Consider the following 14,307-nt stretch of genomic DNA (forward strand, 5'->3'; position numbering starts at 1 on the left):
CCTTCGGTCAGTTGCCCAGAATGCCGGGAAGGCGCAGGTCCATCGCGCGGGCGTGGTCAAGCGCGATGTCATACCCCGCATCGGCATGGCGCATCACGCCTGTCGCCGGATCGTTCCACAGCACGTTATGCAAGCGCCGCGCGGCGTCTTCGGTGCCATCGGCCACGATCACCATGCCCGAGTGTTGTGAGAAGCCCATGCCGACGCCCCCACCGTGGTGCAGGCTGACCCAGGTCGCGCCGCTTGCGGTGTTCAAGAGCGCGTTCAAAAGCGGCCAGTCCGATACGGCATCAGACCCATCCTTCATCGCCTCGGTCTCGCGGTTGGGTGACGCGACAGAGCCCGAATCCAGATGATCGCGTCCGATGACGATGGGGGCTTTCAACTCGCCCGATTTCACCATCTCGTTGAACATCAACCCCGCGCGGTGACGGTCGCCCAGACCGATCCAGCAGATACGGGCAGGCAGGCCCTGAAAGGCGATGCGGTCCTGCGCCATGTCCAGCCAGCGGTGCAGATGGGCATTGTCGGGGAACAGCTTTTTCATCGCGCGGTCGGTCGCATAGATATCCTCAGGGTCACCCGACAGGGCAACCCAGCGGAAAGGGCCGATCCCTTTGCAAAACAGCGGGCGGATATAGGCGGGGACGAAGCCGGGGAAGGCGAAGGCGTTCTCCAGCCCCTCTTCCTGTGCCACCTGCCGGATGTTGTTGCCGTAATCCAGCGTCGGAACGCCCGCGTTCCAGAAATCCACCATCGCGGCGACGTGGGCGCGCATCGAGGCGCGGGCGGCTTGCTCCACCGTTTTCGGCTCGGTTTCCTGCTTGGCCCGCCACTCGGCGACGGTCCAGCCAAGGGGGCAATAGCCATGCAGCGGATCATGGGCCGAGGTCTGGTCGGTCACGATGTCGGGGCGCGGGCCGCCGGCCTGCATTCGGGCGAAAAGCTCGGGGAACACCTCGGCGGCGTTGCCCAGCAGGCCCACGGATTTCGCCTCGCCCTTTGCCGTCCAGTCGGCAATCATGGCCAGCGCTTCATCCAGCGTGTGTGCTTTGGCATCGACATAACGGGTGCGCAGGCGGAAATCGATGCGGGTTTCATCCACCTCGACCGCCAGACAGCATGCCCCGGCCATCACGGCGGCAAGGGGCTGCGCACCGCCCATGCCGCCAAGGCCCCCGGTCAGGATCCAGCGGCCCTTAAGATCGCCGCCGTAATGCTGGCGGCCGGCTTCGGCGAATGTTTCATAGGTGCCCTGAACAATGCCCTGGGTCCCGATATAGATCCAGGAACCGGCCGTCATCTGGCCATACATGGCCAGCCCACGCTTATCCAACTCGTTGAAATGGTCCCATGTCGCCCAATGCGGAACGAGGTTGGAATTGGCGATCAGAACGCGGGGGGCGTCCTTGTGGGTGCGGAAAACGCCAACCGGTTTGCCTGATTGGACCAACAGCGTTTCATCATCGTTCAGCGTTTTAAGTGTGGCGACGATGCGATCAAAATCCTCCCACGTGCGCGCGGCACGTCCGATGCCGCCATAGACCACCAACTCATGCGGGTTCTCTGCAACGTCGGGGTGCAGGTTGTTCATCAGCATCCGCATCGGTGCCTCGGTCAGCCAGGATTTGGCGGTGATCTCGGTTCCCGTTGCGGGGTAGATGTCGCGAAGATTATGGCGCGTGTTCATGGGGTTGCCCTTCAAAGCGTGGGAAGCGGGAGGCCTGCGGCCTGCGCCAATGCGCCAGAGGCGACAAGGCAGGCTGCGGACTCAAGATCGGGGGCGAGGTAGCGGTCTTCGCCCAGCGTCGCCACATCGGCCCGCAAACGGGCGAGGGTGGCTTGCAGAGGCAGCGAGGTTTTCAGCGGCGCGCGGAATTCCACGCCTTGCCCGGCACAGAGCGCCTCGACCCCCAGAATGCGCGACAGGTTTGCATTCATCTGCATCAGTCGGCGCGCACCATGCGCGGCCATGCTGACGTGATCCTCTTGATTGGCTGAGGTGGGGGTGCTGTCGGTCACAGTAGGATGGGCGAGATGCTTGTTTTCGCTCATCAAAGCTGCGGTCGTCACCTCGGCGATCATCAGACCGGAGTTGAGGCCGGGGTTCGGCGTCAGGAAAGGGGGCAGATCGAAGCTGAGGGTTGGGTCCACCATCAGCGCGACCCGGCGCTGGGCGATGGCCCCGATTTCTGACAGCGCCAACGCGATCATATCGGCGGCGAAACCCACCGGTTCGGCGTGGAAATTGCCGCCGGAAACGATCTGCCCATCCGACAGGACAAGCGGGTTGTCTGTGGCGGCATTCGCCTCGATCTCGAGCGTGCGCGCGGCCTGCCGCAAGATGTCCATCGCGGCCCCCGTCACCTGCGGCTGGCAGCGGATACAATAGGGATCCTGCACGCGGGTGTCGCCGGTCACATGGCTTTCGCGGATTTCCGACCCGTCCAGCAGGGCGCGCATTGTGGCGGCGGCTTCGATCTGCCCGGCATGGCCGCGCAGGGCGTGGATTTCGGGATGCAGCGGCGCGGTGGAGCCCATGATCGCATCGGTTGACAAGGCCGACAACACAAGCGCCGACTGTGCGTTGCGCCAGCCGTCGAACAGCCCTGCCAGCGCATAGGCGGTGCTGAACTGGGTGCCGTTGATCAGCGCGAGCCCTTCTTTCGGGCCAAGGATCACCGGGGAAAGGCCAACAGCTGCAAGGGCTTCGGCGCCGGGTTTGATGTGTCCTGCCACCTCAGCCTCGCCTGCGCCGATCATGACGGCGGCCATATGCGCAAGGGGGGCTAGGTCGCCGGACGCGCCAACTGACCCTTGCGCGGGGATGAGAGGCGTCACGCCATGGGCTAGCATCCCTTCGATCAGGGCGACGACATCCCAGCGCACGCCGGATGCGCCGCGTCCAAGCGACAAGAGTTTTAGCGCCATCATAAGGCGGGCCACATCGCGCGGCATCGCGTCGCCCACGCCGCAGCAATGCGACAGGATCAGGTTGCGTTGTAGCGTTGCCGTGTCCTTCGCCGCGATCTTGAGCGAGGCGAGTTTGCCAAAACCCGTATTGACGCCGTAGACCGCATCGCCCCCGGCCGCCGCAGCAGCGATGCGGGCGGCGGCAACCTCCACCCCCGCGCGGGCCACGGGGGCAAGGCGGGCAGGGGCACCGTCGCGGTAGAGCCGTTCAAGCTGGGCTAGGGTGGTTTCGCCCGGGATCAGGATTTCAGGCGTCAAGGCGGCCTCCGAAGATGCGGGTGTGCAGGGACTCGGCCCCGATGCGATAGGACAGTTCGGCGGGATGCGCGGCATCCCAGATGCAGAGATCGGCGCGCTGACCAGGGGCGAGGGTGCCACGATCCGCCAGGCCAAGGGCCCGGGCGGCATGGGATGTGGTGCCCAGCAGCGCCTCTTCCGGGGTCATTCGGAACAGGGTGCAGGCCATGTTCATGGCCAAGGGCAGCGATGTCATCGGCGACGAGCCAGGGTTGCAATCGGTGGCCACTGCCATCGGCACACCCGCCGCGCGCAGGGCGGCGATGGGAGGCATCTGCGTTTCCCGCAGGGTGTAGAAGGCACCCGGCAGAATGGTGGCCACGGTTCCGGCAAGGGACATGTCGGAGATGCCTTCAGCCGACAGGTATTCCAGATGATCGGCCGACAGTGCGGCATGACGGGCGGCGAGGGTGGCGCCGCCCTGATCTGACAGCTGTTCTGCATGCAGCTTGACCCGCAGGCCAAGCGCGCGGGCGGCGGTGAACAGGCGATCCACCTGCGCGGGCGAAAAGGTGATGGTTTCGCAGAAGGCATCGACGGCATCGACCAGCCCTTCTGCATGGGCGGCGCGGAGCGAGGGAATGGCAACATCTTCGATATAAGCCTCTGCCCGGCCAGCATATTCCGGGGGAATGGCGTGGGCCGCGAGGTGGGTTGTGGTGATGGTCACGGGGCGCAGTGTGGCAAGGCGGCGGGCTGCGCGCAGCATTTTCAATTCATCTTCGATGGTCAGGCCGTAGCCAGACTTCACCTCAACCGTCGTGGCCCCCTGACGGATCATGGCATCCAGACGGGGCAGCGCCTGCGCCACGAGATCCTCTTCGGTGGCGGCGCGGGTGGCGGTGACGGTGGACAGGATACCCCCGCCCGCGCGGGCGATATCGGCATAGCTGGCACCGTTCAGGCGCTGTTCGAACTCTGCCGCGCGGTTCCCGCCAAAAACGATATGGGTGTGGGCGTCGATCAGGCCGGGGGTCAGCAAACGACCATGGAAATCAGAGGTTTCCGTAGCTTGGGGCGCGTTCGTTCGAGGGCCGACCCAAGCGATGCGGTCGCCCTCAATCAACAAGGCGGCGTCTTGGATCAGGCCATAACCGCCCTGCATTGTGGCGGCGGTCAAACCGGTGAGGAGAATCGCCATGAAGACTTGCCTTATGTCTGCGCTTGAGCATAATATGTCTATACATAATAAAGCTTGTCAAGCGAGGGGCCGATGCTGATCCATGCCGATTGGGCGCTTTTGCCGGAGGGTTGGGCGCGTGACGTGGCGCTGCGGGTCGCGGATGGCCGCATCGCGGCTGTCGGGCCATTCGGCGCGGGGGCAGCGCAGCGTGTGGGTTGTGTGTTGCCCGCGCCGGTGAACCTGCACTCTCACACCTTTCAGCGCGCGATGGCGGGAATGACCGAACGGCGCAGCGCGGGGCAAGACAGTTTCTGGACCTGGCGCAGCCTGATGTATCGCTTTCTGGATCGGCTGACGCCGGAGGATGTGGAGGCCATCGCCGCGCAGGTGATGGTGGAGATGGCAGAGGCCGGATACGCCGCCGTGGCGGAGTTCCATTATCTGCACCATCAACCCGGAGGTGTGCCCTACGCGGGTATTGCAGAGATGTCTGAACGGATCGTCAACGCAGCGGAGGAAACCGGGTTCGGCCTGACACTGCTGCCGGTTCTGTATCAGCGGGGCGGCTGTGACGGGCGTGCGCTGGGGCCGGGGCAACAGCGGTTTGGCAATGATCCCGAGCGGTTTGTGCGGCTATGGCAAGGGGCGGCGCGGTCTGTCGCGCGGTTGCGGGATGGGGTGACTGGGGTTGCGCCGCATTCGCTTCGTGCCGTCGATCTTGAGGGGTTGCGGTTGGCCGAAGCGATTGCGCCGACGGCGCCGATCCACATTCATCTGGCCGAGCAAGTGGCTGAAGTGGAAGAGGTTTCTGCCGCTTTGGGCGCTCGCCCGGTAGAGTGGTTGCTTGCCAATGCGGCTGTTGATGGTCGCTGGTGCCCGATCCATTGCACGCAGATGACGGCTGCGGAGACGGAAGGATTGGCACGATCCGGCGCAGTGGCAGGCTTGTGCCCGATCACCGAGGCAAATCTGGGCGACGGTATTTTTGACGGGATGCGCTATCTGGGCGCGGGCGGGCGTTGGGGCGTTGGGTCGGATTCCAATGTCCAGATCACCCTTTCGGGGGAATTGCGGTTGCTGGAGTATTCACAGCGCTTGCGCGATCGGGGGCGGGCGATGCTGGCCGACGGGGAACGGTCGACGGGGCGGGTGCTGTGGGAGGGCGCGGCGCAGGGCGGCGCGCAGGCGGCGGGACGGGCGTCTGGAGCGATTGCCGTGGGGCAGTGGGCGGACCTGATGGCGTTGGATATGGACAATCTGCATCTGGAAGGGCGAAAGGGGGATGAGATCCTGGATGCCTTTGTTTTTGCAGGAAATGATGCGTTGGTGGCAGATGTCTGGTCGGCAGGGCGGCATATTGTGCAGGGTGGGCGGCATGTGGCGCGCGAGGCTGTTGCGGCGCGGTTTCGCGCCGTCATGCGCGGCTTGCGGGAGCGTGCCTGATGACCGGTTGGGAGGATGTGCGGGCTGAGGTGCTGCGCCGTATCCGGGCGCGGGAATGGGTGCCGGGGGCGGTGATTCCGGGGGAGGAGGCGCTGGCGGTGGAGTTCGGCGTGGCGCGGGCCACGGTAAACCGGGCGCTGCGCGATCTGGCCGAGTCTGGGTTGCTGGAGCGGCGCAGGAAGGCCGGAACGCGGGTCGCTGTCTTGCCAGTGCGCAAGGCGACGCTGGAAATTTCCATTATACGGCAAGAGGTTGAGGCGCGGGGTGAAAGCTACTCTCACCGCGTTTTGGCGCAGCGGATAGAGGCAGTGCCGATGGCGGTTTCGTTGCGGATGGGGGCGGCGGCGGGGGTGGCGCTGCTGTTTGTGGAGACGCTGCATCTGGCGGGGGGGAGGCCCTTTGCGCATGAGGTGCGGTGGTTGAACCCCGCCGTGCTGCCGGGTGGTATGGTGCCCGATTTCGGGGCGGTCAGCGCGAATGAATGGTTGGTGCAGAACGTCGCTTATGCGGTTGGAGATATTGCCTTTTCTGCCGAAGGCGCAAGCCCGGAGGAGGCGGCAGCGCTGGGTTTGCCGGAAGGGGCGCCGGTCTTTGTTACCGAGCGAATGACCTGGACGGCGGATGCGCCGATCACCTTTGTGCGCTTGCTGCATGGGCCGGGATACCGGCTGAGGACCATGGTTTGACTATGCAGCAGCCGGTGCAGATGGCGGTGCAGACAGGCGTATGCACGCAGCGGGCGGTGGTTGGGCATGTCGTTAAGATTTTGAACAGGATTTGGCGCAGCCGAGCAGATGCAATCGCGCTGTGAAGGTGCTCTGGATCAGCGGCCCGACAGCCGCCGTTGCACGATCCGGTGCAGTTTGCGGTGCAGGGGCGTGATGCGGTGGCGCAGGTGGGTGGCGGCAAAGACCGGCTGGCGCAGGACGGGGGCATCCGTCACCTCGCGCACGCGGCCCGCAGTGATGAGTTGGGTGGCGGTGCGATCCAGCACATAGCCCGCGCCGCCCATGGCCCCCAGCAGCGAGGCCACTGTCGCACTTTGTCCCACCGAGACAGCGGCAGAGGCAAACTCTGGCGTCAGGTCGCGATGCATCGCCTCGAACAAAGGGGAGAAATGGGCGAAGACGAAGGTATCGGGGTTCACCCCGGCACGGCGGTCGGTATCGGTGCTGACCATGCGATAGGTCACGTCGCCCAGTTCCGAGAAATGCAGATCGGGGTGGGGTTTGGGCGAATACATCACCGCAAAGTCGAGGATGCCGGTCAGGACATCGGCGCACATCTGATTGGAATAGTCGGGTTCGATATAGAAGGCCGTATCGGGCAGGGCACGCCGGAAATCGGCGATCCATTCCCCGATATGCTGGGCGGCAAGGTCGTTCTGGATGCCGAGGCGCACCAGATGGGCCGCGCGGTCGGGGACCTGAATTCTGCGCCGCGCCTCGTGCCATTCATGGCGGAGGGTGCGGGCATGGGATTCAAAGCGCGCGCCTTCGGTTGTGAGGTCGGTGCCTGCGCGTGAGCGGGTGAAGAGCTTTGATCCCAGCGCCTGTTCCAGCGCGGCTATGCGCGAGGAGACGGTGGATTGCGTGATGCCCAACCTTTCGCCCGTACGATTGAAACTGCGGGTTTCGACAAGATCGAGAAACGTGTCGAGAAGGTCGATCTGCATGGGGAGCCTCTGATCGGAATATCCGATCAATAGGCGGGTCTGGGGCGAATTGAAAGGGGCGGGGTGGGCTGTCATCCTGCGATGCGGAACGGGCCTGCATTGCGGGCCAACGGAGGGTGTCATGGCGGAATTTCCCACAAGCGCGCGGGTGGTCATTATCGGCGGGGGGGCTGTGGGGGCATCCTCGCTTTATCATCTGGCCAAGGCCGGGTGGACGGATTGCGTGCTTCTGGAAAAGAACGAATTGACGGCTGGGTCCACCTGGCATGCGGCGGGCAATGTGCCGACGTTTTCTTCCAGCTGGTCGATCATGAACATGCAGCGCTATTCGGCCGAGTTGTATCGCGGCCTTGGCGCGGCGGTGGACTATCCGATGAACTATCACGTCACCGGATCGGTCCGGCTGGGCCACAGCAAGGAGCGGTTGCAGGAGTTCAAGCGTGTGGTGGGCATGGGGCGGTATCAGGGGATGGACCTGAACATCCTTGGCCCTGACGAGATCAAGTCGCGCTATCCGTTCCTTGAGACGCATGATCTGTCGGGGGCCCTGTACGACCCCTATGACGGGGACATCGATCCGGCGCAGCTGACGCAGGCCGTTGCCAAGGGGGCGCGGCAGATGGGGGCGCGGATCGAACGGTTCTGTCCGGCAACGGGCGTGCGGCGCGAGGGCGATGAATGGGTGGTGGAAACCCCCAAGGGCGAGATCCGCTGCGAGATCGTGGTGAATGCCGCCGGATACTATGCGCGCGACGTGGCAAAGATGTTTGGCCGCGACCTGCCGATGATGGTGATGAGCCATCAATACATGCTGTTCGACACGATCCCGGAACTGGAAAGCTGGTCCAAGGGGGCGGGGCAGAAGCTGCCGCTCCTGCGGGACGTGGATTCGAGCTATTACCTGCGGCAAGAGAAATACGGCTTCAATCTTGGCCCCTATGAGGGCAATTGCCGCGCGCATTGGGCGACACCTGATGATCCGATGCCGGAGGATTTCAGCTTCCAGCTCTTCCCGGATGATCTGGAGCGGTTGGAATGGCATATCAACGACGCCATGGCGCGGGTGCCGCTGTTGGCGCAGGCCAATCTGACGAAGGTGATCAACGGACCTATCCCCTATACCCCCGATGGCAACCCATTGATCGGGCCTATGCCCGGTGTGCCCAATGCCTATGAGGCCTGCGTGTTCACCTTTGGCATCTGTCAGGCGGGCGGGGCGGGCAAGGTGCTGGCGGAATGGGTGACCGAGGGTGCGACGGAATGGGACATGTGGTCCTGCGACCCGCGCCGGTTTACCGGCTTTGAGGACCCGGAATATTGCGTGAAGAAGGGGATGGAGGTTTACGGGCACGAATATGCCATCCATTTCCCGCATCACACCTGGCCCGAGGGGCGGGGGAAGAAGCTGTCGGCCGTGCATGACAGGGTGGCGGCGATGGGGGCGCAGTTCGGGCCGTATAACGGCTGGGAGCGTGCGCTGTGGTATGCGCGACCCGGTGATGATGTGAGCGAAGACGCCCAGCGGACTTGGGACCGGGAAGGCCCGTGGTTCGGCGCGGTGCGCGAGGAATGTCTGGCAGTGCGGGATGCCTGCGGGATTCTGGACCTGCCGGGGTTTTCGCGGTTCCGCGTAAGCGGGGCGGGGGCGGTGGACTGGCTGTCGGCGCAAATCACGGGGAAGGTTCCTGCGGTCGGGCGGTTGGGTCTGGCCTATTTCGCGGACGAGAAGGGGCGGATCGTCACCGAGATGTCGGTCGCGCGTCTGGCCGAGGACGAGGTGCTGCTGATCACCGCGGCCACCGCGCAGATGCATGACAAGGAATGGCTTTTGTCGACGCTGCCTGCCGGGTTGTCGATGGTCGATGAAACCGAGGGTTGGTCGACCCAGATCCTGACGGGGCCGAAGGCGCGGGAGGTGCTTGTCGCGGCGGGCTGCGAGGCGGATCTGGGCAAGGGCTGGCTGACCTGGCAGGAGGGGCGGATCGCGGGGCGGTCGGTGTTCCTGATGCGGGTGAGTTTCGCGGGTGAACTGGGGTGGGAGATCCATTCGCGGGTGGCGGATACGGCGGCTGTATACGACGCGGTGATGGCGGCGGGGCGGCCTTTGGGGCTGCGACCCTTCGGGATGTTCGCGCTGAATTCCCTGCGGGTGGAAAAGGGGTATCGGGCGTGGAAGGGTGACCTTTCGACCGATTACACCGTGTTGCAGGGCGGGCTGGAGCGGTTTGTCGACTGGGGCAAGGAGTTCCGGGGCAAGGCGGCGCTGGCGGCGGAGAAGCAGCGGGGCGTGACCAAGCGCTTCGTGACCCTGACGGTCGAGGCGGGGGAGTGCGATCCGCCCTACATGTCGACGATCTGGCACGATGGCGCGGTCGTGGGAGAAACCACGAGCGGCTATTTCGGGCATCGGGTGGGGAAGGTCGTGGCACTGGGGATGCTGCGGGCGGAACTGGCTGTGCCAGGGACGGCGGTCGAGGTGGAGATCTTCGGGGAACGCTATCCGGCGCTGGTCTGCGAGGATGCGCCGCTGTGGGATGCGAAGAACGAACGCTTGCGCGCGTGAGATCGGGCAGGACCGGGGGGCTTTGCGCCCCCCGGACCCCCCGCAGGATACTTGAACAGAGAAGAAAGCAAGGTCATGGCAGCAATACCGGCGAAGGCGCGGGCAGTGGTGATCGGGGGCGGCGTGTCGGGCTGTTCGGTGGCCTATCATCTGGCCAAGGCGGGCTGGACCGATGTGGTGCTGCTGGAGCGCAAGCAGTTGACGTCCGGCACCACATGGCATGCGGCGGGGCTGATCGGGCAGTTGCGCGGATCGGCCAACATGACGCGTCTGGCGAAGTATTCCGCGGACCTTTACGTCAAGCTGGAGGCGGAGACGGGGGTGGCGACGGGGATGCGGCAGGTGGGCAGCATATCGGTGGCCCTGACCGAGCATCGGCGGGAGGAATTGCTGCGGCAGGCGACGGTGGCGCGCATCTTCGGGGTGGATGTGGCGGAGATTTCGCCGTCGCAGGTGAAGGAGATGTATCCGCATCTGAACGTGTCGGACGTGGTGGGGGCGGTGCATCTGCCGCTGGATGGGCAATGCGATCCAGCCAACATCGCGATGGCGCTGGCCAAGGGTGCGCGGATGCGCGGGGCGCAGATTTTTGAGCATACCAAGGTGACGGGTGTGCGTCAGGCGGGGGGCCGCGTGACGGGGGTGGATTACATCGGCGCTGATGGCGAGCCGGGGTTCATCGCCGCCGATGTGGTGGTGAACTGCGGGGGCATGTGGGGGCGTGACCTCGCGGCGCAATCGGGCGTGACGCTGCCGCTGCATGCCTGCGAGCATTTCTACCTGATCACCGAACCGGTGGAGGGGCTGGGCCATCTGCCCGTGCTGCGGGTGCCGGATGAATGTGCCTATTACAAATCCGATGCGGGCAAGATGATGATCGGGGCCTTTGAGCCCAAGGCCAAACCCTGGGGCATGGGGGGCATCCGCGACGATTTCATGTTCGACACGCTGCCCGAGGATTGGGAGCATTTCACGCCGATCCTTGAAGATGCGATGAACCGCATGCCGCTGTTTCAGACGGCGGGGATTCACACCTTTTTCAATGGACCGGAGAGCTTTACCCCGGATGATCGCTACTATTTGGGCGAGGCGCCGGAGCTTGGCGGATACTGGATCGCGGCGGGGTATAACTCTGTCGGGATCGCGGGGTCTGGCGGGGCGGGGATGGCGCTGGCATCCTGGATCACCGAAGGCGAGCCGCCGTTTGATCTGTGGGAGGTGGATATCCGCCGGGCGCAGCCGTTCCAGCGCAACCGGGCATACCTTAAGGAACGGGTGAGCGAGACGCTGGGGCTGCTTTATGCGGACCATTTCCCCTATCGGCAAATGGTTACATCGCGTGATGTGCGGCGGACGCCGTTGCATGAGCATCTGAAGGCGCGCGGGGCGGTGTTCGGCGAGGTCGCGGGATGGGAGCGGGCGAACTGGTTCGCGAAGCCGGAGCAGGAGCGGGAATATCGGTACGGCTGGAAGCGGCAGAACTGGTTCGAGAACCAGAAGGCCGAGCATCTGGCGGTTCGGAACGGCGTCGGGTTCTTTGACATGACCTCTTTCGGGAAGATCCGGGTGGAGGGGCGCGATGCAGCGGCCTTTTTGAACCGGGTCTGTTCGGCAGAGGTGGACGTGCCGGTGGGGCGGATCGTCTATACCATGTTTCTGAATGCGCGGGGCGGGATCGAGGCGGATTTGACGGTCACACGGCTGTCGGAGACGGCCTATCTGCTGGTGGTGCCGGGGGCGACGTTGCAGCGCAATCTGGCCCATCTGCGGCGCTGTCTGGATGAGGAATTCGTTGTCATCACCGACATGACGGCGGCGGAGTCCGTTCTGTGCGTGATGGGGCCGAAGGCGCGCGATCTGATGGCGCGGGTGTCCCCCGATGATTTCTCTAACGCAGCGCATCCTTTCGGGACGGCGCGTGAGATCGAGGTCGGCATGGGTTTGGCCCGGGCGCATCGGGTGACCTATGTGGGCGAGCTGGGGTGGGAGCTTTACGTCAGTTCCGACCAGACGGCGCATGTGTTCGAGGCGCTGGAGGCGGCGGGCGAGGGGTTGGGTTTCACGCTGTGCGGGCTGCACACGCTGGATTCCTGCCGGATCGAGAAAGCCTATCGCCATTGGGGCCATGACATCACCGATGAGGATCATGTGCTGGAGGCGGGGTTGGGCTTTACCGTTTCGAAGAAGAAGCCGGCCTTCCTGGGTCGCGAGGCGGTGCTGCGCAAACAGGAGGCCGGGCTGAGCCGTCGGATGGTGCAGTTCCGGATGGAGGACCCCGAAGTCATGCTGTTCCACAATGAGGCCATTGTGCGCGATGGCCGGATCGTGGGGCCGGTGACAAGCGGGAATTACGGGCACTTCCTCGGGGGCGCGATCGGCATGGGGTATGTGCCCTGCGCGGGCGAGAGCGAAGAAGCGGTGCTTGCCTCAAGCTATGAGATCGAGGTGGCGGGGGTGCGGCATCGGGCTGTGGCGTCACTGGCACCGATGTATGACCCGAAATCGGAGCGGGTGCGTGCGTGACATCGGGCGGTCTGGGGGGCTTTGCGCCTTGTCTGCCATCGGTCCTTGGACCCGTGGCGGACGCGATGGCAGACCCCCGCAGGATATTTGGGAACAGATGAATCAGGGAGCGGGTCATGGCTGAGGCAATCGAAGGCGCGGATGCGGGTACGGTGGGCGAGGTCTGCGAACCGACGCGGCGCGCTTCTGGGCGGTCTGGTGGGCGGTCGGCACGGGTGGCCCTGCGGTCGGCCCCGTTGGCCGAAAATGTGCGGCCCGTTCGCGGCGGCATGTCGGGCGGGCAGTACAAACCCCTGACCGAGGCCGGGATGGCGAAGATCCATGAAAGCGCGCTTGAAGCGCTGGAGGTGATCGGGCTGTCACAAGCCCCGCCATCAGGAGTGAAGATCCTGACCAAGGCAGGCGCGATTCTGGGCGACGATGGGCGTATCCGTTTTCCCCGCGCGCTGGTCGAGGACATGCTGACGGTGGCGGCGCGCAACATCACGCTGCATGCGCGCGACCCGAAGCATGATCTGGAACTGTCGGGAACCAAGGTGCATTTCGGCACGGCTGGGGCGGCGGTGCATATCGTGGACCCCATCACGCTGGAGTATCGCGAGTCGACCGCGCAAGACCTGTATGACGGGGCGCGGCTGGTCGACAACCTCGACAACATCCACTTTTATCAGCGCACGATGGTTTGCCGTGATGTGGTGGACAACCGCGAGATGGACCTGAACACGCTTTATGCCTGCCTTGCGGGTACGAAGAAGCATGTGGGGACATCATTCAGCGATCCGTCCCATGTCGCCGATTGTTTTGACATGCTCTACACGGTGGCGGGGGGCGAGGAGAAATGGCTTGAGCGGCCATTTGTCAGCAATTCCAACTGCTTTGTCGTGCCGCCGATGAAGTTTGCCGAAGAGTCCTGCATCACGATGGAGGATTGCGTGCGGCGGGGCATGCCCATGCTGCTTTTGAGCGCAGGGCAGGCGGGGGCGACGGCGCCTGCGCCGATCGCTTTGACCATAGTGCAGGCGGTGGCGGAATGTCTGGCGGGCGTTGTCTATGTGAACGCGATCAAGAAAGGGGCGCCGGCGATCTTTGGCACATGGCCCTTTGTCAGCGATCTGCGGACGGGGGCGATGTCGGGCGGGAGTGCGGAACAAGCCCTGCTGACGGCGGGCTGCGCGCAGATGCATCGGTTCTATGATCTGCCCGGTGGCGCGGCGTCGGGGATTTCCGACAGCAAACTGCCTGACATGCAGGCCGGTTGGGAGCAGGGCATCACGAATGCGCTGGCCGGTCTGGCGGGGTTGAACATGTGCTATGAGGCGGTGGGGATGCATGCATCGCTGCTGGGCTTCTGTCTGGAGTCATTGGTACTGGGCGATGACCTGCTGGGGCAGGCGATGCGGCTGGTGCGGGGGATCGACGTGACCGAGGATTCCACCAGCATCGAGGCGATGAAGCAGGTCTGTCTGGGTGGACCCGGGCATTATCTGGGGTCGGATCAGACGCTGAGCCTGATGCAGACGGAATACATCTATCCCAATGCGGCCAACCGCATGAGTCCCAAGGAATGGAACGAGGCCGGAAAGCCGCTGTTGCTGGATACGGCAATCCGGCGCAAGAATGACATACTGGCTAAGGCCGGCTGCGTGGTCGATCCCGAGATCGATGCCGCGATCCGGGCGCGCTTCAACATCTATTTCCGGTGAGGACAGA

Annotated in this window: 9 protein-coding genes; 5 read left to right on the forward strand and 4 right to left on the reverse strand. The window is 64.4% G+C overall.

The window, feature by feature from the left end:
• Positions 1–7: 7 nt before the first annotated feature.
• Genes hutU through hutI form a run of 3 tightly spaced genes read right to left on the reverse strand, consistent with a single transcriptional unit; the run spans position 8 to position 4,411 of the window.
• On the reverse strand, positions 8–1,690 hold the full coding sequence (hutU, locus tag RSE12_10555; protein ID WRH60853.1) for a urocanate hydratase: 1,683 nt from the start codon (positions 1,688–1,690) through the stop codon (positions 8–10).
• A gap of 11 nt (positions 1,691–1,701) precedes the next feature.
• A complete protein-coding gene (gene hutH / locus RSE12_10560; protein ID WRH60854.1) occupies positions 1,702–3,231 on the reverse strand; it encodes a histidine ammonia-lyase in 1,530 nt (509 codons plus the stop codon).
• Positions 3,221–4,411: an imidazolonepropionase gene (hutI, locus tag RSE12_10565; GenBank protein WRH60855.1), complete on the reverse strand. Its 1,191-nt coding sequence runs from the start codon at positions 4,409–4,411 to the stop codon at positions 3,221–3,223. Before hutI ends, hutH begins: the two co-directional genes overlap by 11 nt.
• A 72-nt stretch (positions 4,412–4,483) precedes the next feature.
• On the opposite strand from hutI, the gene RSE12_10570 reads away from it, so the two are divergent.
• Entirely contained in the window at positions 4,484–5,836 is a 1,353-nt protein-coding gene (locus RSE12_10570; GenBank protein WRH60856.1) for a formimidoylglutamate deiminase, read from the forward strand.
• A complete protein-coding gene (locus RSE12_10575; GenBank protein ID WRH60857.1) occupies positions 5,836–6,522 on the forward strand; it encodes a GntR family transcriptional regulator in 687 nt (228 codons plus the stop codon). The genes RSE12_10570 and RSE12_10575 overlap by 1 nt, the downstream gene beginning before the upstream one ends.
• A 137-nt stretch (positions 6,523–6,659) precedes the next feature.
• Here the strand turns inward: RSE12_10575 and RSE12_10580 are convergent, their stop codons facing one another.
• Positions 6,660–7,511, reverse strand: coding sequence for a LysR family transcriptional regulator (locus RSE12_10580; protein WRH60858.1), 852 nt, complete (start codon positions 7,509–7,511; stop codon positions 6,660–6,662).
• 121 nt (positions 7,512–7,632) lie between these two features.
• Here RSE12_10580 and RSE12_10585 point away from each other — a divergent pair, with 121 nt between their 5' ends.
• From RSE12_10585 to RSE12_10595, 3 genes are all read left to right on the forward strand, one after another.
• On the forward strand, positions 7,633–10,074 hold the full coding sequence (locus RSE12_10585; GenBank protein ID WRH60859.1) for an FAD-dependent oxidoreductase: 2,442 nt from the start codon (positions 7,633–7,635) through the stop codon (positions 10,072–10,074).
• Positions 10,075–10,149: 75 nt separating this feature from the next.
• Positions 10,150–12,597, forward strand: a complete 2,448-nt coding sequence (locus RSE12_10590; protein WRH60860.1) for an FAD-dependent oxidoreductase — start codon at positions 10,150–10,152, stop codon at positions 12,595–12,597.
• Positions 12,598–12,713: 116 nt separating this feature from the next.
• The gene (locus RSE12_10595; protein ID WRH60861.1) at positions 12,714–14,300 is read left to right on the forward strand and encodes a trimethylamine methyltransferase family protein; all 1,587 of its coding nucleotides are present in this window, start codon (positions 12,714–12,716) and stop codon (positions 14,298–14,300) included.
• Positions 14,301–14,307: the final 7 nt, after the last annotated feature.

It is taken from the genome of Fuscovulum sp. (assembly GCA_035192965.1).
Classification (GTDB): Bacteria; Pseudomonadota; Alphaproteobacteria; order Rhodobacterales; family Rhodobacteraceae; genus Paragemmobacter.